Genomic DNA, 25,035 nt, shown 5'->3' with positions numbered 1-25,035 from the left:
GATTCCGGCCGCGTCAGGACGATCAGGATGCGTCCTGACGCACCTCGTCCCATGCTTCGTCCCACACCGCGTCCACATCACCACTGTCCGTAGTGTCGGTGTCCGAATCGCTGATGTCTGAATCGCTGCTGTCGGCGTCACCGTCGTCGGAATCGCCCGAGTCCCAGAAGTCGTCCAGATAGAAGATGTGCACGCTGCCGCTTGCGGCGGAGACCGTCACGGGGACGACGTCGTCGCCCGTCGCCTGCGCGACGTCGACGTCGACCATGCCGGATCCGGCGGTCGCGTTGACGGAGTAGCCGGCGAGATCACGCACACGGCTCTCCTGTGGCAGGCCGATGTCGACGGAGCCCGTCTGGGCATGCGCTTCGAGGCCGTCCCGCGGCACGGCGTTCTCGCCCAGTCCCAGGTCGATGCCGCCCGCATTCGTCTTCGCCGACAGCGACCGGGCCACGTCCACGGTCGAAGTCTCGATATACCCGGTCGACGTGTCCAGGGTGAGCGTGTCCATCGCACCGCTCGCATCGACGAAGCCCGCCCGGGTCTTCGCCGAGACGTCCCCGGCCGTCACATCGATCCTGATGGCCCCGGCCTCCGACTCCGCGCTGACGTTGGCGAACTGGCCGTTCACCTCGGTGAAGCCCCACCGGGTGGTGACGTCCAGGTCCAGCTCACGGGCATAGTCCGCGGGCAGTTCGACGTGCAGAGTGTTCTCCATGCCCGCGTTCGGGGCCCACCAGCGGCGGGACTCGGTGCTCCGCGGCATGTCGATGGTCGCCTCTCCGCCCGCTTCACCGATCGTGGGTGGCTGCACGTCGACGTCGCGCCCCTGGTAGACGTGGCGGACGCGGGGCGAGTCGAGCTCGTCGCTGACCGACACCTCGACGGTGGCTGTGTCGGCGCTGACGGCCAGGGAGGACACCCCGGTCGGCAGGTCGTACGACGTCTCCTCACGGACGAGGCCCGCAAGGCCCACTCCCGTGTAGGCGAGTGCAGAAGCCGGGACCAGCAGCGCGAGTGCACCGATCACCGCGACCAGTGACCGCATGAAGACGCGCGAGGTGCTGCTCACCTCGAGGGTGCGGGCCGGTCCCCCCGGTTCCGACCGGGGTGGTCTGGGCTGCGACTGGAAGCCGCCTCCCGGGTACCCCGATGTCCCCGGGGGCGGACCCATCGGAGGTCCACCGAACCCACCTGGTGACGCAGCGGGTGCACCGGAGTGCGAGGAGTACGCGCCAGCCTGTGCAGCATAGGTACCTGGCGGACCGGGGTATGCGCCAGGCTGTGCCACATGGACCCCAGGCTGGGCGGGATACGCGCCGGGCTGCACGGGGTGCTCACCGGGATGAGCGGCGTAGTCGCCGGCCTGTATCGGGTGCATGGGATTCGAGCCAGCAGGATTCGGGCCAGTGGGGTTCGGGGTGTTCGGGGTGTTGGGATCATCCGGAGTGTTCGGGGTGTTCATGATCGTTCCTCACGATGGGCGCAGCGGGTGCGGATCGTCCGCACGCTGCGGGCAGGCCGTGGAGTGACAGTGAGCGGGAGGGCGGTGGCGTGCACGGGAATCACGCGTCCAAGAAGCGCAGCACGGCGAGCACGCGGCGGTTCTCCGTCGTGTCCGCAGAGAGGCCGAACTTCGAGAAGATCGAACTGATGTGCTTCTCCACCGCGCCTGCGGAAAGGTAGAGGGTTCCCGCGATGGCGGAGTTCGACTTGCCAGAGGCCATGTGCTCGAGCACTTCGCGCTCCCGTTCGGTCAGCCCGGCCAGTCCGTCCTGCTTGCGGGAGCGGACCAGGATCTGGGAGACGACCTCGGGGTCCAAGACGGTGCCGCCACCGGCGACCTCTTCGACCGCGTCGAGGAAATCCCCCACGTCGGCGACCCGGTCCTTGAGGAGGTAGCCGAAGCTGCCTCCCCCACCCGCGATGAGTTCGCTCGCGTAGCGCTCCTCGACGTACTGGCTGAGCACCAGCACTCCGACATCGGGGTTCTGCTCCCGGATGAGCGTCGCCGCGCGGATCCCCTCGTCGGTGAACGTGGGAGGCATCCGCACATCCACGACCGCGAGGTCCGGGTGCAGGCCGGCGACCGCGCTCAGCAGCCCCTGCGCCTCTGCGACGGCAGCGACGATCTCGTGTCCGGCATCTGCGAGCAGCCGTGAGATCCCCTCACGGAGCAGGACGTTGTCTTCAGCGATCACGATGCGCATGGCACCTCCGCAACGATAGTGGTCGGTCCGCCCACAGGGCTGGTCACCGACAGGGTTCCCTTGGCTGATGCTATGCGTCCTTCGAGACCCGCGAGCCCGGTCGACGTGCCGCCGCGGTCGATCCGCGCGCCGCCCACACCGTCGTCGACGACGACGATCTGCAGCCGCGACGGATCGATCGTGCGGATCGCCACCTGTGCGCTGCGTGCCTGAGCGTGCTTCGCGATGTTCGTGAGCGATTCCGCGACGACGAAGTAGGCGACGCTCTCCGCCTCCTTGCTCACACCGTCCGGCACCTGCGCGTCGACGGTGACCGGGATGGGGGTGCGTGCGGCGAGCGCACTGATCGCCGCGTCCAGTCCGCGGTCCTCGAGGACTGCGGGATGGATGCCGCGCGCCAACTGGCGCAGCTCCGTGATCGCGTCCTTCGAGTCCTGGTGCGCCTCCGCGACGAGGTCCTTGCCCTCCTCCGGGTCGGTGTCGAGCTTCCTGCGCGCCATCCCGAGCTTCATGCTGAGGGCGACGAGCATCGGCTGGACCCCGTCGTGCAGGTCGCGTTCGATGCGGAGCCGCTCCGTCGTCGCCGCGTCCACCGCGCCGGTGCGGGCGGTCTCGAGGACGCCCACCTCACGGGTGAGGGTGTCGCGTTCGGCGCGCAGCGCCGCGGCCCGGGTGGGTGGCAGCAGGCCGCGGTCCAGCAGCCGGTCGAGGATCGGTGAGAAGACGAGGATCGCGAGCGCCACCAGCGCGGCGGCCGCACCACTGACACCCAGAGTCACGCGGGGTGCCATCCCGGCATCCGCTGATATGAACGCGTCGGTGATGACGGGGTTGACGGCCGATACGAGTGCGAGCGTCGCGAACGTGAGGCCCGCCAGCAGCAGGATGCCGATGATCCCGCCGTAGAACGTCTTCACGATGTGATGCGCTGTCGATCGCCAGAATCCCTGCGAGCTGATGATGAGCCACTGCTGGTGGAGCCAGCCGACGAATCCGTCGCGCAGGGTCCTCCGATACTGGGGCACCAGGATCTGCTCGCCGTAGACGGCTTCCGACCGGATCCGCTCGACGTGGTTGACCCCGCGCTGCAGGTAATACCAGACGACGAGGAAGAAGATACCTGCGCCCAGTGCGAAGATACCGCCCACACCGGACACGAAGAGACCGAGCGGTATCCAGATCCACGTCACCGTGAGCACCGCGGAGAACAGCACGTTGACGATGCCCATGAACCACGGCATCCGCTGCGGTTCGAACAGGCGGACGTTGCCGGTGCCGTCGCGCCCGTGGGTGCGCGGTTCGGCCGGAGCATCGCCCGCGACCGGTCCGGCAGGGGTCGGGTAGGCAACCGTGGCGGACGAGGTCGGGGCCGGGGTCGGGTACGCGGCCGTGGCAGCCGGAGGGGATTCTCTGTCGTCGGGCTGCGGAGGCAGCGGTCGGGTGGTCTGCTCGTCGTTCATGTCATCCACTCTCCAACGCGCGGTCGGCCGCGGCCACGGGGCCAACAGCAGAACTCAGTAGGGAAAACCCTAGTCGTCCGCCAGCGGGCCTCCACCTCACTACCATGGTGTGAGAATCCCACGGTTCCGCTCACCCGCCACCCCCGCCCCATCCCGGGAGTCCCCCGCATGACGCAATCCCTGCAGATCCTCCCCCCGCGGAGCTCCAAACAGCGCACCCGGGTGCTCCTCATCGCCGCGATCGTGCTGGGAGTCCTCAATTCGGTGGCCTACCACTCCGCCTCCATCACCGGGTGGATCCCCAGCATGCACCTCACCGACACCGAACTGGTGAGCGTCCTCGTGGGATCGGACATCGTCCTGGGCCTCGTCGCACTGACCCTGCTGCCCGCCGCGATCGCCCACGACACGGAGGAACTCCGGGAGGATTCCTACATCGGGCCGCCCTCGGCGCTGGTCGCCGGGCTCGTCGTCATCACGGTGTGGCAGATCGCCCCGCTCGCCATGGCCGCCGGAGCGATCGTCATCATCTCGATCTCCTCACGCGTCTCCGCGTCCTGGACGATCCCCGCGATCTGCGCGTCGATCCTGTCGTCGCTCATCGCCGAACTCGCCTTCCATCCCCAGCACTCTGACGTGAGCTGGGAAAGCATCGGCTTCACCGCCCTCATCACCCTCGCACTCGTCGCACTCGGAACGGTGCGCGGGAAGCACCTCCGGTCGCTGAGGAGACCGCCGCAGCAGCGGTGAGCGGTGCCCCCGCGACGAAGAGTGGCGCGGCGGGCGGCGCAGCAGCCGCAGGCGCGACCTCGGTGGTGAGCGCGACCTCGGTGGTGAGGGGCGCCTCGGCGGTCGTGACCAGCGGATTCGGGCCCCAGGCCTCTGGAACGAACGAACGATCTGTGGTTGTCTGGGGTGACGCTCCCCGCGAGGATGCGAGGAGCCCGATTCCGCAGGAGGAACCATGAAGGTTTTCGAAGTCGCATCGCCAGGGGCACCCGCGCAGGAGGTGGATCGGCCCACCCCGGAACTCGCGTGCAAGGAAGTGCTCGTCCGCGTGACGCACTCAGGCGTGTGCCACTCCGACCTCCACTGCGCCGAAGGCTACTTCGACATGGGAGACGCAGGGAAGGCACCCGTCGAGACCCTGGGGATGGCGTTCCCTCTGGTGCTCGGCCACGAGATCGTCGGTGAAGTGACGGCCGTCGGACCGGACGCCGGGCTCACACCGGGCGCGGAGAAGTACATCGTCTTCCCGTGGATCGGCTGCGGGTCGTGCGGTGCCTGCCAGGAGGACCGCGAGAACTCCTGCACGGGGGCGCGGCGGAACATCTCCCTGCAGAAGGACGGCGGATTCGCGCGTGAGGTCTGGTTGCCGGACGAGCGCTACCTCATCCCTGTGGGCGACCTCGACCCCAGCTGGGCGGCCACCCTCGCCTGCTCCGGCCTCACCGGCTATTCGGCCGTCACGAAGGCCCTCACGTCGGAGGTCGACCGCCCCATCGCCGTCATCGGCACCGGAGGCGTGGGCCTCAGCGCCGTCGTTCTGCTCAAGGCACGCGGCCACAAGAACATCGTCGCCGCCGACGTGTCCGAGGACTCGCTCAAGAACGCGAAGGCGGCCGGCGCGACGTCGACCGTGCTCACCACCGGCGAGGACCCCGTCAAGGACATCGTCGAGGCCGGCGGCGGGAAGCTCGCCACGGTCATCGACTTCGTCAACAACACCGCGACCTCCTCGATCGCACTGGGAACGCTGGGCACCGGGGGCAAGCTGGTGAGCGTCGGCCTGTTCGGCGGTCAGCTCGCATTCCCCACCACGCTGATCGCCCTCCAGCAGCTGAAGATCGAAGGCAACTTCGTGGGCAGCCTGCCGGAGCTGCGCGATCTCGTGGACCTCGCGAAGTCGACCGAACTGCCGCAGCTGCCCATCACGGAGAAGCCGCTCGAAGCGGACGAGGTGAACGCGGCGCTCAAGGCGATCGACGAGCGGACCATCTCCGGCCGCACCGTGCTGGTCGCCGACTGACATTTCGGTGCGGGTGCCGGTGGGGGCGGTGCGCAGCTGAGCCAGAGCACCGCCGTCCTCCGCGCGAGGAGCCTGAAGCCCTAGCTCCTTGAATCGCCTACGTCCGCGTACAGGACCCGAAACGCGATTTTTCGGTCCTGTACACGGACGTAGGTGTTCACTCACGTAGGCGCCTCTCGCTCACGTAGGCGTTCCGTTCACGCACGCGCTCGCGCGCGCGGCATTTCAGCTGCGGTCGGTCAGGAGGCGACCTTCTCCGCGGCCCTCTCCCGCACCAGCGCGAAGCCCTCCGACCATGCGACCAGGTCCTCTATCATCGGTCCGAAGGTCTTCGCGGAGACCTCCTCCGGCGCGAACGCACCGTCCTTGAAATCGGTGAAGACGGAGAACGCCGCGACGCCCCGCACGGTCGCCGCACGGAAGTTCGCGAACACGAGGCGCCACGCCTCGACCGCCCGCACGCCCTTGTCCGCGCCGTAGCTCACGAACGCGACGGGCTTGTGGGCGAACTCCGGGCCGACGAAGTCGATCGCGTTCTTCAGCGGGCCGGGCACGGAGTGGTTGTACTCAGGAGTCACGACGATGTAGCCGTCGAATGGGCGCAGCGCCGCGGCCCACGCCTTGGTGTGCTCGTTCTCGTACCTACCGGCGCCGCCGGGGATCGCCTCGTCCAGGATCGGGAGGTCGTATGCTCCGAAGTGGACGACCTCGTGGTCGATCCCGCGCTCCTCGAGCTGCGACACCACCCACTCGACGACCAGCGGGTTGAGTGCTCCCGGACGGCTGCTGCCTGCGATGACTCCGATACGCATGTAGTGGTTCCTCCTCCGCCCCGCACCCGGCAGGACATGTAGTTCAGTTTCCAACTACATGCTACGCCGCCGAGGCCGCACCGAGTACGTGAGAACCCCCACCCCCACCTGCGGCCGGGAGAATGAGCACGTGAGGAGCCCTGGGTCCGCCGGGGAACCGCCAGAACCGCCCGGCATGGAGGCGTCAGATCTGTCCCGTGCGGAGGATGTCGAGCGCGTGTGCCGCGAGTGCTTCGACGCTCGCCCCCGCCTCCTCCGGATCGACGTCGAGGTCGCCCATCTTCCCCTGCTTGAGCCGCGTGTAGACACCCTCCCGGATGCACGCGAGCTTCCACACCGCGAAGGCGGCGTAGTACGGCACGCTCGACGTGTCCTGACCTGTGAGAGACGCATACCGCTCGGTGAGTTGATCGGCGGTGGGCGAGCCGTCTGCGACGCTCGGGGTCCAGATGCCGGTGAGCGAGTCGTCGACGAACATCATCGCGAGCAGATAGCCGAGGTCGGTCACCACGTCGCCGATCGACGACAGCTCCCAGTCGACGATCGCCTGCACCTCGCCGGTCCCGCGGTCGAAGAGCATGTTGTTCGGCTTCACGTCCCCGTGGACCAGCCCGGTGACGGTCTCCGGCGGGATGTCGCGCGACAGCACTGCCTGCACCTCTCCGATCACCGGGAGGTCGCGCGTCGTGATCGCCTCGTACTGGCCCAGCCAACGGCGCAGCTGGCGCTCGACGAAGCCGCCCGGCCGGCGCAGGTCACCGAGGCCCACCGCGTCGACGTCGACGGCGTGGACTTCGGCAAGAGCACCCACCATGTCCAGCATCGACGCACGGACAGATCCGCCTGCGGGGATGAGGTCGAGGTCAGCGGGCTCGTGGATCGTGAAGCCCGGGCAGTGGTCCTGGAAGACGAAAGGGACGTCGAGCACGTCCGCGTCGTCGACGATCTCGAGGATGTTCGGGACCGGCACAGGCGTCGGCCCCAGTGCCGCCATAATTCTGCCCTCGCGCTGCACGTCGTGCGCGCTGCCTCCCGTGTGCCCCAGGGGAGGACGACGGAGCACCCAGCGCGGCTCACCGTCGAGGGTGAGGGTGAACGTGAGGTTCGATCGGCCGACCGACAGGACCTGGAATCCGATCGCGTCGGCCTCCACGCCCTGGTGCGCGGCGATCCACGCGCGCACGCCTGATCCTGCGATGCCCCTCGGGTCGTCCGTCGGGGCCTGCGTGGCGGGCGTCCACGCAGCCGACGTCTGCGCCGCAGGTGTCTGCGCGTCGGTCGCCGAGGCCGATGCCTTCGTGGAGGGCTCCGGCGCCTTCGTGTCGGGGGCCTTGGCGTCAGGGGCCTGGGCGTCAGTCGCCTGCGGGGTGGGCGTCTTCTGCCCAGCGGTCGGGTCTGGGGACATCGTCGTCGGTCTCCTCACTCAGGGGCGTCACACCTGCGAGCCCCACGGCTTCGTCGCCGCACACACACTCGCACATGCCACCGCGTGCACCGTGCACACGATGTCGAGCGTCTCACCACACAGTCTGATCAAACGTTCGGCCTGGATGCCTATACGCTAGAAAGGTCCGTCCCGACCGTCAAGCGCGGTCCACCCCCTGGATGGCACTGGATCACCACCCGCGGTGGGCGTGTGCCACAGCCGGCACTGCTCCCGCAGCAGGGTCCGCCCTGCGCCCGTCCGGCTGTTCGACGATCCGCCGTGACTGTTCGATGCAGAACGATCGCCGAGAGGAATGAGGAGACTCCGATGCCCGCACTGCCCGGTACCACCACATCGTCCACCGCAGGACCCCTGGAGGGGATCGTGGTCGCGGATTTCGCCCGCGTCCTCGCGGGCCCGTACTGCACGATGCTGCTGGCCGACCTGGGGGCCACGGTCATCAAGGTCGAGAGCCCCGACGGAGATGACACACGCGGCTGGATGCCGCCCGTCTATCGGGACCAGGCGAGCTACTTCCAGGCGGTGAACCGCAACAAGCACTCGATCGTGCTCGACCTCAAGGACGAGGACGACCGGGCAACCGCCCAGCAGATCGCGGCCCGTGCCGACGTGTTCGTGCACAACTTCAAGCCCGGCTCCATCGAGCGGCTGGGATTCGGGTACGAAGCGGTCCGCGCCCTCAACGAGCAGATCATCTACGCCCACATCAGCGGATTCGGCACGAAGAACGGCGCGGAGCTCCCCGGGTATGACGTGCTCGTCCAGGGCATGGCCGGGCTCATGGACATGAATGGCGAGCCGGACGGGTCGCCGGTGCGCTCCGGCATCTCCCTCTTCGACCTCACGACCGGGATGATGACGGCGCTGGGGATCACCGCGGCGGTCCGGCACCGTGACCTCACCGGCGAAGGCCAGCTCATCGAGAACAACCTCATGAGCAACGCCGTGTTCACGATGCTCAACCAGTACCAGTCCGTCGCCACCCACAACGACGTCCCCACGCGCGGCGGAGCCGAGCACGCCTCGATCTACCCGTACAACGCGCTCCCCACCGGCGACGGCGACCTCATCATCGTCGGCGCGAACAATGGACAGTTCGCTCGACTGTCCGCGGTCCTCGGCCACCCCGAGTGGGCGGACGACCCCCGCTTCGACTCCCCCGAGCGACGCAACGTCAACCGTGGCGAACTGCGGCCACTGCTCGAGGAGGCCCTCTCCCACAAGGGCAAGGACGAGTGGTTCCGTCTGCTCCGCGAAGCCGGCCTGCCCTGCTCCCCCGTGCAGAACGTGGGCGAAGGCCTGCAGACCGCGCACGACCTGGGCCTGGAACCGGTCTGGCACACGGACGACCCGGATTCCGTCGCGACGATCCGCAACTCGCTCTCCATGACGGCGACCCCTCCGACCTATCGGAAGGAACCGCCGGCACTGGGCGCGGACGGCGACGCGATCCGCGCCTGGCTCGCCTCCGACTGAGAGCCATCCGTGATCACATCCGATCACGACCTCCTATAATCCCGGTATGGCACTCCCCCGACTCGATCCCCCGGCCCGCGTGGGCGACCAGGTCTTCGAGGCTCTCCACAAAGCGATCATGAGCGGCAGCTACCCCGCTGGACACCGCCTCCGCATCCGCGACATCGCGGCAGAGATGGGCACCAGCGTCATGCCCGTCCGCGAAGCGATCCGCAAGCTCGAGGAGCTCGGCCTCGCGGAATCGACCCCCAACAGGGGTGCCGCGGTCAAGGGCTTCACGCAGACGGAGCTGCTCGACGTGTACGCCGTGCGCCGCCTCCTCGAGCAGGAGGCGGCCACACTGGGAGCCGCGAGGATCGACGAGGCCGGCGTGGCCACGATGCGCGCGGAGCTCAAGAGCCTCGCACGCGCAGTCACGGATGAGGACGTCGTCGCCTACCTCGACGCGGACGAACGACTGCTGACGGCGCTCTACACCGCCGCCGGCAACCCGGTCCTCCTCGAGACGATCCAGGTCCTGTGGCAGCGCTGCCGGTCGTACAAGATCGTCGGCGCGGACAGGGAGCTGGGCCAGGGCGACCCGGAGAAGCTCCTGAGCTTCCAGCGAGAGCTGATCGACGCAGCGTCGTCCTTCGATCAGTCGCGCGCGTCCCGACTGACGGTCGGATCGGTGGAAGCCGCCATGGAGCGGATCCGCACGGCACTCCCCTCCTGACTCCGCGCGGCCCTGCTCTCCTGACGTCCGGGACTGCCCGCTCGACCTCACATCCGTAAGCCACCGCCCCGCCCGTGGGCGCCGCCCCGCCCGTGGGCGCCGCCCCGCCCGTGGGCGCCGCCCCGCCCGTGGGCGCCGCCCCGCCCGTGGGCGCCGCCCCGCCCGTGGGCGCCGCCCCGCCCGTGGGCGCCGCCCCGCCAGCAGGTACCGCACCCACCTCTTGTGTGATCACATATCACGCATTACCGTGGAAGCGACGGCACTTCCGCTCGAAGGAACCCGCCTCGAAAGGCACGGCACCGTCGGCAGCGCAGCCGGTCGGTCCGCACCGTCGGCCCACACCCGAAAGGCCCTCTCATGACGACTGATCTCCGCGGAGTCCTCACCGCCCTCGCCACCCCCTTCGACGCCGACGAGAACATCGACGTCGCCATCCTCCGCCGTGTCATCGACCGCTCTGTCGACGCCGGTGTCCACGGCGTCGTGGCCGGCGGCTCGACCGCAGAGTTCGCCTCGATGCTGCCCGACGAGCGCCTGCAGCTGGTCGAAGAGGTCACCTCGCACACGGCCGGTCGCGTCCCCGTCATCGCGCAGACCGGGGCGACCACCACCCGGGAGGCGATCCGCCACAGCCGCGCAGCGCAGGCCGCCGGTGCGGACGTCCTCATGCTCGTCACCCCCTACTACGAACCGCTGGGGCTCCCGGCGACCGTCGACTACCTCCGCACCGTCGCGGACGCGGTGGAGCTCCCGATCATGCTCTACAACATCCCCGGCGCGACCGGAGTGGATCTCGACCCTGACACGATCGGGGCGCTCGCCGACGAATTCGACCACATCCGCTACATCAAGGACTCGTCCGCGAACTGGGAGCTGGGGCTCCAGCTCGTCCACCGCCTCGGCGACCGTGTCGGCACGTTCATCGGCTGGGACGCGTACACGTACAGCGCGCTGTCCGAAGGCGCGGCCGGCGTCATGGCGGGTGCGGCGAACGTCGTGGGGCCGGAGCTGGTCGCCGTATACGACGCGGTCTCCAGCGGCGACCTCGCGGGCGGCCTGGCACAGTGGAAGCGCCTCTACCCGGTGATCGACACGATGCTGTCGAGCGATTTCGTGCCCGCGGTGAAGGCGGGGCTGGGGTTGCGCGGGGTACCCGTGGGGCCGCCGCGGAAGCCGATGACACCGCTGTCCGACGAGTCGGTCGCCGCGCTCGAGACCGCACTCGCCCAACTGGACCGCACCGCCTCCCGCTAGTGCCTTGCGGGCCGACGCCCCCCCAGCCCGGCCGGATCCCGCTGTGCCCGGAACCAGTCCCACCACCTGCAGTCACCGACGACCACGGGAGATGACATGACCCCCACGTCCGCACCCTCGTCCTCCGCACCTTCGACCGCCGCGCCCCGGACCGGCGAGGTCGACATCCGGCGCGCCCAGGAGCCGTTCACGTTCGCCCCGCCGACCCTTGCGCACTTCATCGGTGGCGAGCACGTCGTCGCGGCGTCCGGCGGGGACGCGTTCGAGGTCCGCGATCCCGCTCGCGGCACCGTCCTCGCGTCCGTCCCCCTGGGCACCGCCGCCGAGGTCGACGACGCCGTCCGCGCCGCGCGCACCGCTCTGTCCGCCTGGGCGAAGCGGACCCCGCAGGACCGTTCGACGCTGCTCTTCCAGCTGGCCGGCGCACTCGAGGCGGACACGTACCGCTTGCGCACCCTCGAGGCGCTCAACTGCGGGAAGCCCGCTGCCGTCACCGAGGACGACATCGCCAGCGCGATCGATACGTTCCGCTTCATGGCGGGCACCGGCCGGACCGGCACGACGATCGCGGCGGGCGAGTACGTCGACGACGTCACGTCGATGATCCTCAGGGAGCCGCTGGGCGTCATCGGCATGGTGACCCCGTGGAACTACCCGCTGCTCATGGTCGCCTGGAAGCTGGCGCCTGCCCTCATGGTGGGCAACACGATCGTCCTGAAGCCCAGCGAGGTCACTCCCCTCACGACGCTGCGGCTCGTCGAGATCGCGAAGGACATCCTGCCGCCCGGCGTCCTCAACGTCGTCAACGGCACGGGTGAGACAGTGGGCCGGGCACTGAGCGGACACACGGGTGTCGACATGGTCGCGCTCACCGGGAGCGTCCGCGCGGGGCGCGACGTGTCCCGGTCCGCCGCAGAGAACCTCACCCGCACACACCTGGAGCTGGGCGGCAAGGCACCCGTGCTCCTCCTGCCGGATGCGGACCTGGACCTCGCGGCGGACACCGTGTTCGAGGCGGGCTTCTGGAACTCCGGCCAGGAGTGCGGAGCGGCGTGCCGCGTCATCGCGCACGAGTCTGTGGCGGAGAAGTTCGCGCAGAAGCTCGTGGAGGCGGTGGGGCGGTATGTCCTCGCCGATCCAGAAACGGATGCGGAGGAAGCCCTGGGGCCGATCATCTACAAGGAGCATTACGACCGCGTGATGGACGCGATCACCGGTGCTGTCGACCGTGGTGCGACGGTGCTCACCGGAGGACGCGGCGACAGCGCACGCGGCTACTGGGTGGAGCCGACAGTGCTGCGCGTCGACGGCGACGACCCGATCACCCGCCACGAGGTGTTCGGCCCCGTCGTCACCATCGAGACATTCACCGACGAGGACGAGGCTGTCACGCGTGCTAACGACGTCGAGTACGGGCTGGCGGCGTCGGTGTTCACCCGCAACGTCGCGGCGGCGATGACGGTGTCGAAGGCTCTGGAGTTCGGCAGCGTCAACGTGAACACGCACCTTGCCCTGCCGACGGAGATGCCGTGGTCCGGGTTCAAGAACAGCGGCCACGGGCGTGACCTGTCCGCCTACGCGCTGGACGACTATGCCCGCACCAAGCACATCGCCCTCAACCACGCCCGCTGACACGCCACCGCCCGAGGCCCTCCTCCGTTCACGTCGCCCACGTGCGGTGGAGGGCCTCGGGCGTTCACCGCCGCGACGGGGACGCCTGCGCTTGACCGCCCGACCTTCCCACGCCGGGACGCGCCGATATTGATTACGTTTGTAGAATGACGAAGATCGATTGATACCGCGATCGACTCTCGAAGGAGACTCCGGATGACGCACAAGCCGCGCCCGCGCCCAGACACACCCCACTACATGACGGAAGAACGCGTCGAGCTGCAGCAGCTGGCGCGGCAGTTCGCCCGCGAAGTCGTGCTCCCCATCGCCAACGAAGTCGATCCCGAGGAAGGCGACTTCCCGCAGGAGATGGTCCAGCAGATGGCCGACATGGGGTTCTTCGGGATCCTCATCCCGGAGGAGTACGGAGGCCTGGACCTGGGCGTGTTCGAGTACTGCCTCGTCGCGGAGGAACTGTCGCGTGCGTGGATGAGCGTGTCCGGACTGCTGGCACGTGGCAACGGCATGGGCGGCGGGTTCTCCGAGGAGCAGGAGAAGCGGCTGCTGCCTAAGGTGGCGACAGGTGAGTACCTGGGAGCCTTCGCCCTGTCCGAAGCGGAGGCCGGCTCCGATGTCGCCAACATCAAGTGCAAGGCGGAGAAGGACCCTGCCACAGGCGAGTGGATCATCACCGGCACGAAGATGTGGTGCACCTACGCGGACCAGGCTGACTACATCATCCTCTTCGCCCGCACCAGCTCACCGGATCCGGAGAAGCGCCACCGCGGGATCTCGACGTTCCTGCTGGAGAAGGAGCGCGGCTCCTTCCCCGCAGGCATGTCCGGCACGCCCGCACGGAAGATCGGGTACTTCGGGTGGAAGACCTGGGATCTGAACTTCGACGGGCTGAGGCTGCCCGCGGACGCGCTGCTCGGGGAGCAGGAGAAGGGCTTCTACCAAGCGGTGTCCGGGCTGGAAGTGGGACGTGCGCACACGGCGGCCCGTTCGATCGGGCTGGCGCAGGCGGCGCTGGAGGACTCGATCGAGTACATGCAGCAGCGCGTGCAGTTCAAGCACAAGCTGGCCGACTTCCAGCACCTGCGGTTCAAGATCGCTGACATGGCCGCGCAGATCGAGGCGTGCCGTCAGCTGATGTACCACGTGTGCACGCAGATCGACACGGGTCGCCGCTGCGACCGTGAAGCGGCGATGGTGAAGTACCTGGCCGCGGAGATGGCGGAGAAGGTCACGAGCGAAGCGGTGCAGATCCACGGCGGGGCCGGCTACACGAAGGACTTCGCGGTGGAGCGGCACTGGCGCGATGCGCGGCTGACGAAGATCTTCGAGGGCTCGTCGGAGATCCAGATGCGGATCATCTCCGACGACCTCCTGGGCCGCGACTGACGGCTCCTCCCCCGGCGCATCCCGCGGCGTGGCCTGTGATGCGCCCCGTGATTGACGAGACACCGGTCTCCGGTTCGAAACCACCCCGCAGACGGGTGTGTCTCGAACTGAAGGCCGGTGTCTCGTCGTCGGGGCTCACCCGACCGCCACCTCGGCGGTGGCCACCGGTCAGCCAGCCACGACCTCGGCGGCAGTCAGGCCAGCACAACCGCCACGTCGGAACTCACCCGACCGGAGCGTCTTCGAACGTCGCGGTGTCGATGACGAACCGGAAGAGGACGTCTCCGGCGACGACACGGTCGTAGGCGGCGTCGACGTCGTCGATGCCGATGGTCTCGACCCACGAGCCCAGGCCGTGCTCGGCGCAGAAGTCGAGCATCTCCTGCGTCTCGCGGATGCCGCCGATGTTCGATCCGGCGATCACCTTGGACCCGTTGATGAGCGCGTTGAAGCCCACCGGCTGCTGCTCCGGCGGCAGACCGACGACGGCCATGACGCCCCGGGGTCGCAGCAGGCCCAGGCAGTCGTCGACCGGGATGTCCGCACTGATGGTGTTGAGGATGAAGTCGAACTCGCCGCGGTGCGTCCGGAAGAAGCCGTCCTCCGTCGTCGCGCGCACGCGTGAGGCACCCAGCTTGAGCGCGGTCTCCTCCTTCGCGAGTGTGCGGCTCAGCACCGTGACGTCCGCGCCCTTGGCCGCCGCGATCTGGACGCCCATGTGGCCCAGCCCGCCCAGGCCCAGCACGGCGACCTTCGTCCCCTCGCCCACGTTCCAGCGGGCGATCGGCGAGTAGGTCGTGATGCCGGCGCACAGCAACGGGGCGGCCTGCGCGAAATCGAGTGCGTCGGGGACCCGGAGGACGAACCGGTCGTCGACGACGACCTTCTGCGCGTACCCGCCCTGCGTGACCGACCCGTCTACGTCGACGGAGTTGTAGGTGCCGACCTTCTTGCCCTTGCCGCCGGAGCACTCCTGCTCCTCACCCTGCGCGCAGGCGTCGCACTCGCCGCAGGAGTTCACGAGGCAGCCCACGCCCACGCGGTCGCCCACGGCGAAACCGGAGACCTCGGCGCCCACGGCCTCGACGACACCGGCGATCTCGTGTCCGACGGTCAGCGGGAAGTGTGCCTCTCCCCACTCGTTGCGGATGGTGTGGATGTCGCTGTGGCAGATCCCCGCGGCCTTGATGTCGATGAGGACGTCGCGCGGGCCCACGTCACGTCGCTCGAGGTCAGCGACCTGGAACGGCTGGTCGGGCCCGGTCTTCTGCAGTGCCTTCACGGTGATGGTCACAGTTCCTCCTGAAGTACGTGCGGGTTTCGACCAATATGTCAGCGAGATGCGGCACGATTCGACCTCGTGAGGCCCGTGTGACGGCTGGTGACTGCACGGACGCCGCCGTGTCCGTGCCCGTCCCTATACTCGGGTCCACGTTCACGAGTTGTGGTCAATGGCCTGGCTGACCGCACGGCAACCCGTTGATCGACCGGGTGCCCCAGGAGCAGAACGGGCCTGCGGAGTTCCCCGCGGGCAAGATTCGATGCGAGGCTCCGGCCTCGGGGAAGCAGGATCCCATGTCCTCACCATCCACCGACGACGTTCCGACACACGCACCAGACCAGTGGGAGGGGTTCACCCACGCCGAGGCGCTCGCCTGGTCGCGGGTCATCCTCCGCTTCCTGCCCCATCCGGCGGGCGCCGGAGTCCTGGGTGCGGCGTCCACCGCGCACGCCGCGGGCCGTCCCCCGTCAGGAACCGGGTGGGCGGAGAGGGCGCGGACCGCGGCCGCGCTGGGGTTCACTCCCACCACATTCGCAGCCTGGCGCACGTCGCTCACCTGGGTCCCGGCCAACCGGTACGCGGCTCACCCGCACAACCACGCCGTCGAATGGCCGATGCACCAGCCGGGGCACACCTTCGACGCCGAGGTGTGGGCCGGCTGGCCGTTCCTCCTCACCCACGGCCTGTCACCGGAAGCCGCGACGCACTACGCGCTGCTCCGGGCGGAGGACGCGGGCTTCGACTCCACGGGGTCTGCCGCGTACGCGGCGGCGCGCACGTACGGCGACCAGTACGAGTCGGCCCTGGCGCACCGCCGCGCGCGGCATGGGATCGATGAGCGCACCGATCCCCAGCGGTGGGCCGATGCCGATTCCCGCACGCGGGACCGGCTGCGCAGGGACCTCCACGAATCGACGCAGACGTTCCGGGAACGGTCGATCCGCGCACAGGCAGAGGCGGAGTCCGCCCATGCCCGGCACGAGATCCGCACCGGCTTCGCGCGTGCGCAGCAGCGGTGGGCGGATGCGCAGAAGCGTGCCGCTGAGCTGCGGGACTCCATCGCGAACGGTGCCGCACGGGACGAGGAGCGCCGCAGACGGCACTGAGTGCGTGCGCGACGATGAGGGCGGCCGGCGCTGAAGATCACAGCGCAGGCCGCCCTCGTCCGCGGCATCCGCGGCACATTTCGGGTAATGTTCGAGTACGCCTTACCGAACGATCACTCAGAATGGTGAGGCTTGAGAGAAGAGCTTGCCCGGGCTGTCCGTACACGGCAACGACGCGGTGTCACGGATGCGCTTCCGGTGACCGATGGAGAAAGAGGAGTTCGACGTGGCGACCACCAACGGACGCGCTGAGATCCTGCGTGCAGCGCGCATCACCTTCGCACGACACGGGTTCGACGGTGCGTCGATTCGCGACATCGCGCAGGAGGCGGGCCTCAGCCTGTCTGCACTGTACTACTACTTTCCGTCGAAGCAGGATGCGCTGTACGAGCTCATCCACAACGCTTTCACATGGTTCAGCGAACGCGCTCGTGCCAACGTCGACTCCGCCGGGTCCGACCCGATCGATCGGATCACGGCACTCGTCCGCTTCACTGTCCGCTACCGATCGACGTACCGCCAGATCAGCCGCGTGATCCTCCGGGACACCGAGAGGCTGAGCGCAGAGAGCTTCGCGTCGATCCGCGAGCTCCAGAGGCAGTCGCGCAACATCTTCGCCGACACGGTGGAAGAGGGACGTCAGTCCGGCGTCTTCGCAGTGGAGAACGCAGAGACGGCTTCCCGTGCGATCCTGTCGATCATCAACTCGATCCCCCTGTGGTTCTCCACCGACGGCACGCTGTCGATCGAGGACCTGGAGCGCGAGTACACGCGGTTCAGTCTGCGTCTGCTGGCGCACGACCCGAGCGACGAGGAGCTCGAGCGTCTGCTCACACTGCCGCTGCTGCCGATCGAGGACCTGGACGGGCCGCTCGCGGCCGCCGCGGAACCTGCCGCACGCTGACCGTCCGCACACGGTGTGCCGGCGTGTGATGCCGACACACCGTGTGCCACACGTGTCGCAGGACCGGCACACACTCGACACGCACGGTGCTGCAGGCCGGGCGATGCTGTCAGCATGTTCCTTACACGGCCCGGCACGTCCGGCTCGCCCTGTTCCCCTGGCACCCCCAGGTCTGTTGGCTCGCCCAGGTCCCCTGGCCCACCCGGCTCCCCCAGCTCCCACCCTCACCGCACGATCACGGTGTTCGCGGTAGTCTTCCTGCTTGCGCTCTCCGGCTGCTCGGTCCCGGAGCAGGACACCCGTCCCCGCTCCGACCGTGCCACGCTCATCGAGAAGCTGCGGGAGCTACCCGGCGTGGTCGACGTGGAAGACCCTCCGGACGCCGAAGGCCCGCAGGACGTCCACGACCCTCAGGACGCCCAGGACCCCGCACACGGTGACGACACCCACGACGGAGCCGACCCGTACGCCGGGGAGGCTTCGGAGGGAGACGAGCCGATCGTCGCCGTCCTCGACACGGATCCGGATGAAGCGGATCTGCGGACCGCCGGCAGCCGTCTCCACAGGCTCGTGACCGGTCACCGGTATCCCGGAGGTACACCTGCCGTCATCGTGCGCTCGGGCGACTTCACCGCTTCGCCGGCTGCACTCACGGGCAGACGGGACCCCACAGCCTCGTACCCGACCGACAGCAGAGCGGCACGGCTCGACCTCACCGAGCTGCTGGATCTCAAGGCACTCCCGGCCGTCGCCTCCGGCACGGTCACGGAGTCCCGGGCCCACGTGGTCCTGCTCGACGACACGGGCCCCCGGGCCTGGATGGACGAGGCGCTGGAGACCTCGGCGCACCTCGGCCTCGACGTCTTCGCCTCCGACGATCCCGACGCGTCCCCGGTCTACTCCGTGGAGATGGGCACAAGCGCCTCCGCCGAGGCCGTCACGAGCCTCCATGCCGTCCTCGACTCCGCGAGCGCACGCGTCATCGAGTTCAGAGTGGCGCCCGGCATCCAGCACCCGCACGGCGAGCTTGCGGTCGAGGACCCCGACGGTCTCATCGCGCTGCAGGAGGAACTCGACGCCACCTTCGGCTCTGACGCGCTGCAGGGATTCTCTGCCACCACTAACACCGGGACGGCCGTGAACCTGACGGTGCAGGGCTCCTCGATCGAGGACCAGGTGGACGCGGTGGCCCTGCTCGGGGACGCCGGTGTCGCGGTCACACACGTCACCGGCGGTGGCACAGCGGTCCACGCCACCGCCGACGACGGGGGCACGCTCCGCGCTGTCGCAGACGCGCTGGCGCATGATTCGTGGCCGCTGGCCCCGGACACCGAGGTGCACGTCGAACACGAGGACTCGCCCGTGTACGCGTCGACGTTCGACGCCTCGGAATGGGCGGATCACGTGGAGGTCCCGGCTGCGCTGTGGGATGCAGGCTTCACGTCGGTCCGGTGCATCCTCGGTCCGGGTGCCGCGAGCCAGGACACAACCGACCTCATCATCGAGATCGGGCGGCAGACAGCGCCGGACTACACCACTGCTCCCGGACGTGACGCGCTCATCCAGACCCTTCGGGACGTCGGCTGGGACGGCACCGCGAACATCGTCCTGGATTCGGGCGACCTGCCGTCGTTCACGTCGACCGCGAACGGACCGGCCGAGGACGTCAGCGACGCATCAGGTGTGGCGGACGCTCCCCGGTCCGGCTGGAGCAAGGAGTTCATCGAGGGATGGGACGCGACCGCATCATGATCCATGTCCCTCGTCCACGCGTTGCGGCTGAGACCCCACTCGCTGCGGCACGCTCATCACACACCGCAGGCACCCCACAGACCCACGGCGCCCGCGGGCTCGCCGTGGTCACCTCACTGCTCCTGCTCCTCACCGGTTGCGGCGTCGTCGACCGGGACGACCGCCCGGAATCGGACTATGCGACCTTCGCCCAGGAGGTGGCAGCGCTGCCCGCCATCGCCTCGGTGGACACAGACCCCGGCGTTTCGGGGGAGGCGGCTGAACGCTCCTTCGTCGCGGAGCTGACCGACCTCGGCGACCTCACTGATGTGGCCGACCCTGCTGACGTGGCCGACCCCTCCGAGGTGTCCGACCCTTCTGACGTGACCGACCCCTCCGACATGGCCGACCCCACTGACGTGGCCACCCCTGCCGACCACACCCACACTGATGGTCCGGGAACAGCCGGCCTGAAGACCACGGGCGACCGCATCACCAGCCTGCTCGACGACTACAAGTACCCGGACGGGGTCCCCTCTCTCACCCTGACGAGCGGTTCCTTCAGCGCATCGCTGCCGTGGGATCCGGTCGTCCCGCCGGGTGTGGACCCCATCCCGAACCCCCTGGACCTCACCGACCTGCCGCAGCTGTCGGCACTGCCCGACGTCGCAGAGGGCGCCCTGGGCGACGGGCAGGTGAGCATCACACTCACGACCGACACGGACCTGCGGCCCTGGGTCGAGGACGCGCTCACCCGAGAGGGCACGTCCCTCCTCACCGTCGAGCCCGCGGAGGCCACCGCTCAGACCTCCGAATCGTCGGACCCGGATGAGTCACCGGACCCCTCTGCGTCGTCCGACCAGCCCGAGCCGCCGGACCAGTCCGAGTCCGGGGACCAGGCCCGGTCGACGGAGGAGTTCACCTTCCGGTTGGGCTCGAACGCTTCCGCTGAGGCCGTGACCGCACTCTTCTCCGTCACCGATTCGGTGGGGGCCACGGTGCTCACCGGTGTGGTCGACGGCGAGACCCAGCCGACTGCCGACTTCCTCATCCCCACTGCGGACATCCTCCACCCGCTCCTGGAGGCCCTCGTCGACGAGTACGGCGGCCGGTCGTCGGAGAGATTCTCCGTCGACACGGAAGACGGTCTCCACGTGGATTTCCCGGAGAGCTTCGCATACCCCAGCCCGGGTTCGCAGTCCGATGAGAAGGCGATCGACGACGTCCTCGCAGCACAGGAGCAGCTGGACGCGGTCGACGCGACCCTCACCTCGGTGTCCCTGGACCGCGGAGCCGTCGAGGTGGAGGTCCGGAACGGCGATGTGCTCCGCGATGTCGCGGAGGTCGTCGGTTCACAGGAGTGGCCGTTCGGGCCGGAGGGCACGGTGTCGGTCCACCACCCGGACTCCCCGTCCGACCACCCGTACTTCCGCGCCGCGAACTGGGGCGACCATGCCGATCTGCTCGCCTCGCTGTGGGACGCGGGTTTCACATCCGTGCGGTACTCCGGGCACTCCGACCCCTCCGTCCGCGTCTCCCACGGTCAGGGGCCGGACTTCACGGCTCCTTCGGGTCGGGATGCGCTGATCCGGACACTGCGGGATGCCGGATGGTCCGGCACTCTTCGCGTGAGCCTCGCCGAGGATCCTCACCCCACCTTCGAATCGACGGCGACCGGGACCGCGCAGAACCCGTACAACTCCCTGTTGGGCACAGATGACGAGCCGTACGGGTGGGGGCTCGCATTCATCGAGGCCTGGGACGCGTCCGCGGGCTGAATGAACACCCCTTCTCATCTCGCCACACATCCGGTGCCTCCCCACCCGCCGAACAGGAGAATCTTGTGCCATGACACGTCAGCACGCGGCCACACACCCCGCACGCCGGCTCCCGACCGTCCGCAGCGCCGCCGCGACGGGGATCGCCCTGTGCCTCCTCACACTCACCGCCTGCGCGGGCCTCGGATTCGTGGACCCGGGCGAGTCCACCGACCGCAACAGCGCGACCGGCAGCGCTGCGTCGAGCGGTGGCGGCACATCCGGTGACCGGCGCGGCTCCGACGACCGTCCCGATTTCGATGAGGCCGAATTCTTCGACGAGGTGCGGTCGCTGCCGGCGGTCGAGGACGTCGAACTCCTCCCCGACGACGACGGTGGTGCGGGGGCGGATCCCGCCGCGGCCTCGGCGCCGTCCACTCCGGCCCCGCGGCACAGGGTCGTCCTCGCGGAGGATGCGGACGCCGCGGACCTGCGGACGACGGAACGGGAGCTCCAGCGCCTCTACAACGACTTCAGCTACCCCGACGGGGTGCCGCTGGTCCGACTGACGAGCGGACACTTCAGCGTGGACGTCCCGGAGTTCGACCGGTCAGGCGACGAGGCGAAGCCCCACTCGCAGGACCTGAACCTCGCGGACCTGCCGAATCTGCACGCGCTTCCGGCCGTGGAAGCCGGGAGGATCACATCGTCCCTGGTGGTCCTCACACTGAGCGACGGCACGGACCTGCGCGACTGGGTCGCGGAGGCGACCGGTTCCGACGGTTCCAGCACCGTCCAGGCGTCGCTTCCCAGTCCCGGGCAGGTGCGGTCCGACTCGTTGCTGTCGTTCGAGTTCACGTTGGGTGCCGACACCGCGGCCGAGGCCGCCCGGACTCTGTTCGACACCGCCGACGCGGTCGGTGCGGGCCTGGTGAGGGGAAGGGTCAGCGATGACGCGCCTTCCCCGTCCGGAGAGTTCCACGTTCCCACCGGGGAGGGCCTTCCCGCTCTGTACGACCAGCTGGTCGCGGCGTACGGCGCGGACCAGGTGGGAGGCTTCAGTGCGACGACGAACGACGACCTGACGGTCCACTTCTCTGCGGGCGGCTTCGCCTTCCCCGACGTCTTCGAGGCGCGGGATCAGCTCGACGCCGCCGGGGCGGACGTCCGCAGCTGCAGGATGGACGAGAAGTCGGTCAAGATTCTGGTCGAGGACGCGGGCGAGCTGCGTACCATCGTCCGGACCGTGACGGCGGCAGACTGGCCACTCGACTCCGATGCGACGCTCACCGTGCAGCACGCTGACACCCCGTCATCGGCTCTCAGCTTCGACGCGCAGAGCTGGAATGGGCACGCGGACCTGGTGGCCTCCCTCTGGGAGGCGGGCTTCACTGCCGTGGACAACGTGGGACAGCCCCAGACGGCCGACGTCGCCCTCACGATTCGTGACACGACCGGCCCGACCTTCCAGCACGCGGTTGGTCGCGACGCGCTCGTGGACGCGCTGCGATCCGGAGGGTGGGAGGGCACCGCCACGATCACCCTCTCCTCCGTCTCCCCCTCTGGCACACTCACCTTCGACTCGACAGCAGACGGGAAGGCCACGAGCACGGGCGGTCCTTCCCAGCGGCGAACGACGAACGACATGGAAGACTGGGCACAGGAGTTCCTCGACGCGTGGGACGCCTCCGCGGGGATAGCGGTGCCGCAGAGCTCAGCACACGCTCCACAGCACCCCGCCGTGGTGCCCGCTCTCAGCACCGCTGAACGGGACGCCCGGCGGCGCCCGGTTCAGCGAGTTCTGCTCAGTCCGTCGCCCTCAGCGGGTCTCGCGTTTGGCGAGCGTGCGGAGGTGGACCTCGTCGGGCCCGTCGAAGATCCGCATCGCGCGGTGCCATCCGTACATCGCGGCGAGTGGCACGTCGTCGCTCACGCCGGCCCCGCCGTGCACCTGGATCGCCCGGTCGATGACCTGCAGAGCCGTGCGCGGCACCGCGACCTTCGCAGCCGACACGTACGGTGCCGCGGCTTTGTTCCCGTGCACGTCGATGACCTTCGACGCGTACTGGCACAGCAGCCTGGCCTGATCGATCGCGATCCGTGATTCCGCGATGTCCTGCTGCACGCTGCCCTGCTCGACGAGCGGCTTGCCGAACGCCACCCGATCCTGCGCGCGGGACACCAGCAGAGACAGCGCGCGTTCCGCCGCGCCGAGAGCCCGCGTGCAGTGGTGGATCCGTCCCGGCCCCAGCCGCGCCTGGGCGAGCGCGAAGCCTGCCCCCTCCTCACCCAGCAGGTTCGTCGCGGGCACCCGGACGTCGTCGAACGCGACCTCGCAGTGACCGTGCTGATCGTGGTGGCCCATGACCGGAAGGTCCCTGATGACGCGCACTCCCGGAGTGTTCATGGGCACGAGGATCATGGACTACTGCCGGTGCCGTTCCGCGTCCACGTCCGTCTTCCCCATGACGATGAGGAGCTCGCACCGCGGATCCGCCGCACCGGAGGTCCACCACTTCCGTCCGGAGATGACGTAGTCGTCGCCGTCCCGGGTGATCGTCGTCTGGATGTTGGTCGCATCGGAGCTCGCGACGTCCGGTTCCGTCATCGCGAACGCGGAGCGGATCTCGCCGTTCAGCAGCGGTGTCAGCCACCGCTCGCTCTGCTCCCTTGTCGCGAACATGTGGAGGAGCTCCATGTTGCCGGTGTCCGGTGCCTGCCCGTTCGTCGCTTCGGGCGCCAGGTGGAGGCTCCACCCGGTGATCTCCGCGAGCCCCGCGTAGTCGAGCTGGCTGAGCCCCGACTCCGACGGCAGGAACAGATTCCACAGACCTCGTGACTTCGCTTCGGCCTTGAGCTCTTCGACCACGGGAGGCACCGACGAGTCGTGCAGGCCCTTCTCCGCCCGATGCGCTTCGTAGGCTGCCTCCGCCGGGAACACCTTCGTGTGCATGAAGTCGACAAGCTGCTCCCGCACCTCCAGAGCGCGCGCCGACGGCCGCAGGTCGAGCGAATCGACATCGGGACGGACGGGCATCGCCTTCAACTGTCCTTGCATGGTTCTCCTTCGGTGCTGCACTGGATTGATTCGCTGCGGCGCTGGTCTCTGCTGACTCAGAGGTCGCTCTCGAAGTCTCCTGGGGCGGGACTCGTCGCCACCTCTACCGGACGGGGTTCTGTGGCCTCGACCGTGCCCAGTCCCAGACGCACGTACCGCTCACCCATCTGCTCGGGTGTGAGCGGGCCGTCGGGCTTGTACCAGGAGGACACCGAGGTGCCCATCGCGATGAGCGCGCGGACGGCGTCCTCCGGATAGGGGGTGGCGAAGACCCCTTCTTCGACACCCCATTCCACGACGCTGCGGAACAGGGCCTCCTGCTCATCGCGGAGTGCGACGATGAGGCGCCGGCCGGCCGGATCGAGGCTGCGGATCTCCGACGCGCCGATGAGAGCCTCCGCCCGCCGTTCGGAGTGGAAGACGAGCCACGTGTGGACGAGCGCGCTCAGCTGGGCCACCGGGTGCCGCTCCGCGCGGAGCACCGCGTTGCGCGTGAGGGCGAGCGCGTCACTCAGCACCCGCACCATGATGTCCTGCAGCATCAGCTGCTTCGACGGGAAGTGGTTGTAGATCGAGGCGACGGTGAGACCGGCTCCCTGCGCGATGTCGCGCATCGACGTGCCGTGGTAGCCCAATCGCTCGAATCGATCCACCGCGGCGTCCAGGATCGCATCCTTGCCGGTTCGCATCTTCGCCATGCCGCCTCCTCGCGATCCCCTCCACGCTAAGCGGCGAACGCTTGTTCGTCAACAGCCTTCGGAACCCTCCCTCTGGCAGCG

The 25,035-nt window shown here is 68.8% G+C and carries 20 protein-coding genes and 1 riboswitch; of the genes, 11 read left to right on the top strand and 9 right to left on the bottom strand.

Annotated features, from left to right (window positions below; genetic code table 11):
* Positions 1-22: 22 nt before the first annotated feature.
* The 3 genes from JFC09_RS03860 to JFC09_RS03850 all read right to left on the bottom strand — a co-directional run bounded on the left by JFC09_RS03860 (position 23) and on the right by JFC09_RS03850 (position 3,670).
* A complete protein-coding gene (locus JFC09_RS03860; RefSeq protein ID WP_198392625.1) occupies positions 23-1,072 on the bottom strand; it encodes a DUF4097 family beta strand repeat-containing protein in 1,050 nt (349 codons plus the stop codon).
* Positions 1,073-1,565: 493 nt separating this feature from the next.
* Complete coding sequence (locus JFC09_RS03855; RefSeq protein WP_198392624.1) at positions 1,566-2,210, bottom strand: response regulator transcription factor; 645 nt, start codon at positions 2,208-2,210, stop codon at positions 1,566-1,568.
* A complete protein-coding gene (locus JFC09_RS03850) occupies positions 2,198-3,670 on the bottom strand; it encodes a sensor histidine kinase (protein WP_198392623.1) in 1,473 nt (490 codons plus the stop codon). Before JFC09_RS03850 ends, JFC09_RS03855 begins: the two co-directional genes overlap by 13 nt.
* 168 nt (positions 3,671-3,838) lie before the next feature.
* Between JFC09_RS03850 and JFC09_RS03845 the strand changes: the two genes are divergently transcribed.
* Both JFC09_RS03845 and JFC09_RS03840 read left to right on the top strand, forming a co-directional pair.
* Complete coding sequence (locus JFC09_RS03845) at positions 3,839-4,420, top strand: hypothetical protein (protein WP_198392622.1); 582 nt, start codon at positions 3,839-3,841, stop codon at positions 4,418-4,420.
* 214 nt (positions 4,421-4,634) lie between these two features.
* The gene (locus tag JFC09_RS03840; RefSeq protein ID WP_198392621.1) at positions 4,635-5,699 is read left to right on the top strand and encodes an alcohol dehydrogenase; all 1,065 of its coding nucleotides are present in this window, start codon (positions 4,635-4,637) and stop codon (positions 5,697-5,699) included.
* A gap of 239 nt (positions 5,700-5,938) precedes the next feature.
* On the opposite strand, the gene JFC09_RS03835 is transcribed toward JFC09_RS03840, so the two are convergent.
* Entirely contained in the window at positions 5,939-6,511 is a 573-nt protein-coding gene (locus JFC09_RS03835) for an NADPH-dependent FMN reductase (protein ID WP_198392620.1), read from the bottom strand.
* 184 nt (positions 6,512-6,695) lie between these two features.
* On the bottom strand, positions 6,696-7,916 hold the full coding sequence (locus tag JFC09_RS03830; protein WP_232483037.1) for a phosphotransferase family protein: 1,221 nt from the start codon (positions 7,914-7,916) through the stop codon (positions 6,696-6,698).
* A 348-nt stretch (positions 7,917-8,264) separates the two neighbouring features.
* Here JFC09_RS03830 and JFC09_RS03825 point away from each other — a divergent pair, with 348 nt between their 5' ends.
* The 5 genes from JFC09_RS03825 to JFC09_RS03805 all read left to right on the top strand — a co-directional run bounded on the left by JFC09_RS03825 (position 8,265) and on the right by JFC09_RS03805 (position 14,418).
* Positions 8,265-9,434: a CaiB/BaiF CoA transferase family protein gene (locus JFC09_RS03825; protein ID WP_198392619.1), complete on the top strand. Its 1,170-nt coding sequence runs from the start codon at positions 8,265-8,267 to the stop codon at positions 9,432-9,434.
* A 46-nt stretch (positions 9,435-9,480) separates the two neighbouring features.
* The gene (locus JFC09_RS03820) at positions 9,481-10,149 is read left to right on the top strand and encodes a GntR family transcriptional regulator (RefSeq protein ID WP_198392618.1); all 669 of its coding nucleotides are present in this window, start codon (positions 9,481-9,483) and stop codon (positions 10,147-10,149) included.
* A gap of 357 nt (positions 10,150-10,506) precedes the next feature.
* A complete protein-coding gene (locus tag JFC09_RS03815; RefSeq protein WP_198392617.1) occupies positions 10,507-11,403 on the top strand; it encodes a dihydrodipicolinate synthase family protein in 897 nt (298 codons plus the stop codon).
* A gap of 96 nt (positions 11,404-11,499) precedes the next feature.
* The gene (locus tag JFC09_RS03810; protein WP_198392616.1) at positions 11,500-13,035 is read left to right on the top strand and encodes an aldehyde dehydrogenase family protein; all 1,536 of its coding nucleotides are present in this window, start codon (positions 11,500-11,502) and stop codon (positions 13,033-13,035) included.
* A gap of 195 nt (positions 13,036-13,230) precedes the next feature.
* Positions 13,231-14,418 carry an acyl-CoA dehydrogenase family protein gene (locus tag JFC09_RS03805; RefSeq protein ID WP_198392615.1) on the top strand — a complete coding sequence of 396 codons (1,188 nt, stop codon included), beginning with the start codon at positions 13,231-13,233 and terminating at the stop codon, positions 14,416-14,418.
* 223 nt (positions 14,419-14,641) lie between these two features.
* On the opposite strand, the gene JFC09_RS03800 is transcribed toward JFC09_RS03805, so the two are convergent.
* On the bottom strand, positions 14,642-15,712 hold the full coding sequence (locus JFC09_RS03800; RefSeq protein ID WP_198392614.1) for an NAD(P)-dependent alcohol dehydrogenase: 1,071 nt from the start codon (positions 15,710-15,712) through the stop codon (positions 14,642-14,644).
* 139 nt (positions 15,713-15,851) lie between these two features.
* A riboswitch (SAM riboswitch) is annotated at positions 15,852-15,962 on the top strand.
* Between the two features lie 31 nt (positions 15,963-15,993).
* Here JFC09_RS03800 and JFC09_RS03795 point away from each other — a divergent pair.
* From JFC09_RS03795 to JFC09_RS03780, 4 genes are all read left to right on the top strand, one after another.
* Positions 15,994-16,806: a hypothetical protein gene (locus tag JFC09_RS03795; RefSeq protein WP_198392613.1), complete on the top strand. Its 813-nt coding sequence runs from the start codon at positions 15,994-15,996 to the stop codon at positions 16,804-16,806.
* Positions 16,807-17,032: 226 nt separating this feature from the next.
* Entirely contained in the window at positions 17,033-17,710 is a 678-nt protein-coding gene (locus tag JFC09_RS03790) for a TetR/AcrR family transcriptional regulator (RefSeq protein ID WP_198392612.1), read from the top strand.
* 240 nt (positions 17,711-17,950) lie between these two features.
* Entirely contained in the window at positions 17,951-19,462 is a 1,512-nt protein-coding gene (locus tag JFC09_RS03785; RefSeq protein ID WP_198392611.1) for a hypothetical protein, read from the top strand.
* On the top strand, positions 19,441-21,219 hold the full coding sequence (locus tag JFC09_RS03780) for a hypothetical protein (RefSeq protein WP_198392610.1): 1,779 nt from the start codon (positions 19,441-19,443) through the stop codon (positions 21,217-21,219). Before JFC09_RS03785 ends, JFC09_RS03780 begins: the two co-directional genes overlap by 22 nt.
* 1,798 nt (positions 21,220-23,017) lie before the next feature.
* On the opposite strand, the gene JFC09_RS16840 is transcribed toward JFC09_RS03780, so the two are convergent.
* Genes JFC09_RS16840 through JFC09_RS03770 form a run of 3 tightly spaced genes read right to left on the bottom strand, consistent with a single transcriptional unit; the run spans position 23,018 to position 24,954 of the window.
* Positions 23,018-23,563: an acyl-CoA dehydrogenase family protein gene (locus JFC09_RS16840; protein WP_332839648.1), complete on the bottom strand. Its 546-nt coding sequence runs from the start codon at positions 23,561-23,563 to the stop codon at positions 23,018-23,020.
* Between the two features lie 60 nt (positions 23,564-23,623).
* Positions 23,624-24,256: an acyl-CoA dehydrogenase family protein gene (locus tag JFC09_RS16835; protein ID WP_332839631.1), complete on the bottom strand. Its 633-nt coding sequence runs from the start codon at positions 24,254-24,256 to the stop codon at positions 23,624-23,626.
* 56 nt (positions 24,257-24,312) lie between these two features.
* Positions 24,313-24,954: a TetR/AcrR family transcriptional regulator gene (locus tag JFC09_RS03770; protein ID WP_198392609.1), complete on the bottom strand. Its 642-nt coding sequence runs from the start codon at positions 24,952-24,954 to the stop codon at positions 24,313-24,315.
* Positions 24,955-25,035 lie beyond the last annotated feature (81 nt).

This window comes from Brevibacterium yomogidense (genome assembly GCF_016107685.1).
GTDB classification, from domain to species: Bacteria; Actinomycetota; Actinomycetes; order Actinomycetales; family Brevibacteriaceae; genus Brevibacterium; species Brevibacterium yomogidense.
Note: the sequence above shows the minus strand (reverse complement) of the source record. Positions and strands in the feature narration are given on the sequence as shown.

Coding starts and splice junctions, on each gene's coding strand:
- JFC09_RS03855 (WP_198392624.1), bottom strand. CDS start 2,210: ATGCGCATCGTGATCGCTGAAGACAACGTCCTGCTCCGTGAGGGGATC.
- JFC09_RS03850 (WP_198392623.1), bottom strand. CDS start 3,670: ATGAACGACGAGCAGACCACCCGACCGCTGCCTCCGCAGCCCGACGAC.
- JFC09_RS03845 (WP_198392622.1), top strand. CDS start 3,839: ATGACGCAATCCCTGCAGATCCTCCCCCCGCGGAGCTCCAAACAGCGC.
- JFC09_RS03840 (WP_198392621.1), top strand. CDS start 4,635: ATGAAGGTTTTCGAAGTCGCATCGCCAGGGGCACCCGCGCAGGAGGTG.
- JFC09_RS03835 (WP_198392620.1), bottom strand. CDS start 6,511: ATGCGTATCGGAGTCATCGCAGGCAGCAGCCGTCCGGGAGCACTCAAC.
- JFC09_RS03830 (WP_232483037.1), bottom strand. CDS start 7,916: ATGTCCCCAGACCCGACCGCTGGGCAGAAGACGCCCACCCCGCAGGCG.
- JFC09_RS03825 (WP_198392619.1), top strand. CDS start 8,265: ATGCCCGCACTGCCCGGTACCACCACATCGTCCACCGCAGGACCCCTG.
- JFC09_RS03820 (WP_198392618.1), top strand. CDS start 9,481: ATGGCACTCCCCCGACTCGATCCCCCGGCCCGCGTGGGCGACCAGGTC.
- JFC09_RS03815 (WP_198392617.1), top strand. CDS start 10,507: ATGACGACTGATCTCCGCGGAGTCCTCACCGCCCTCGCCACCCCCTTC.
- JFC09_RS03810 (WP_198392616.1), top strand. CDS start 11,500: ATGACCCCCACGTCCGCACCCTCGTCCTCCGCACCTTCGACCGCCGCG.
- JFC09_RS03805 (WP_198392615.1), top strand. CDS start 13,231: ATGACGCACAAGCCGCGCCCGCGCCCAGACACACCCCACTACATGACG.
- JFC09_RS03795 (WP_198392613.1), top strand. CDS start 15,994: ATGTCCTCACCATCCACCGACGACGTTCCGACACACGCACCAGACCAG.
- JFC09_RS03780 (WP_198392610.1), top strand. CDS start 19,441: ATGGGACGCGACCGCATCATGATCCATGTCCCTCGTCCACGCGTTGCG.
- JFC09_RS16840 (WP_332839648.1), bottom strand. CDS start 23,563: ATGGGCCACCACGATCAGCACGGTCACTGCGAGGTCGCGTTCGACGAC.
- JFC09_RS16835 (WP_332839631.1), bottom strand. CDS start 24,256: ATGCAAGGACAGTTGAAGGCGATGCCCGTCCGTCCCGATGTCGATTCG.
- JFC09_RS03770 (WP_198392609.1), bottom strand. CDS start 24,954: ATGGCGAAGATGCGAACCGGCAAGGATGCGATCCTGGACGCCGCGGTG.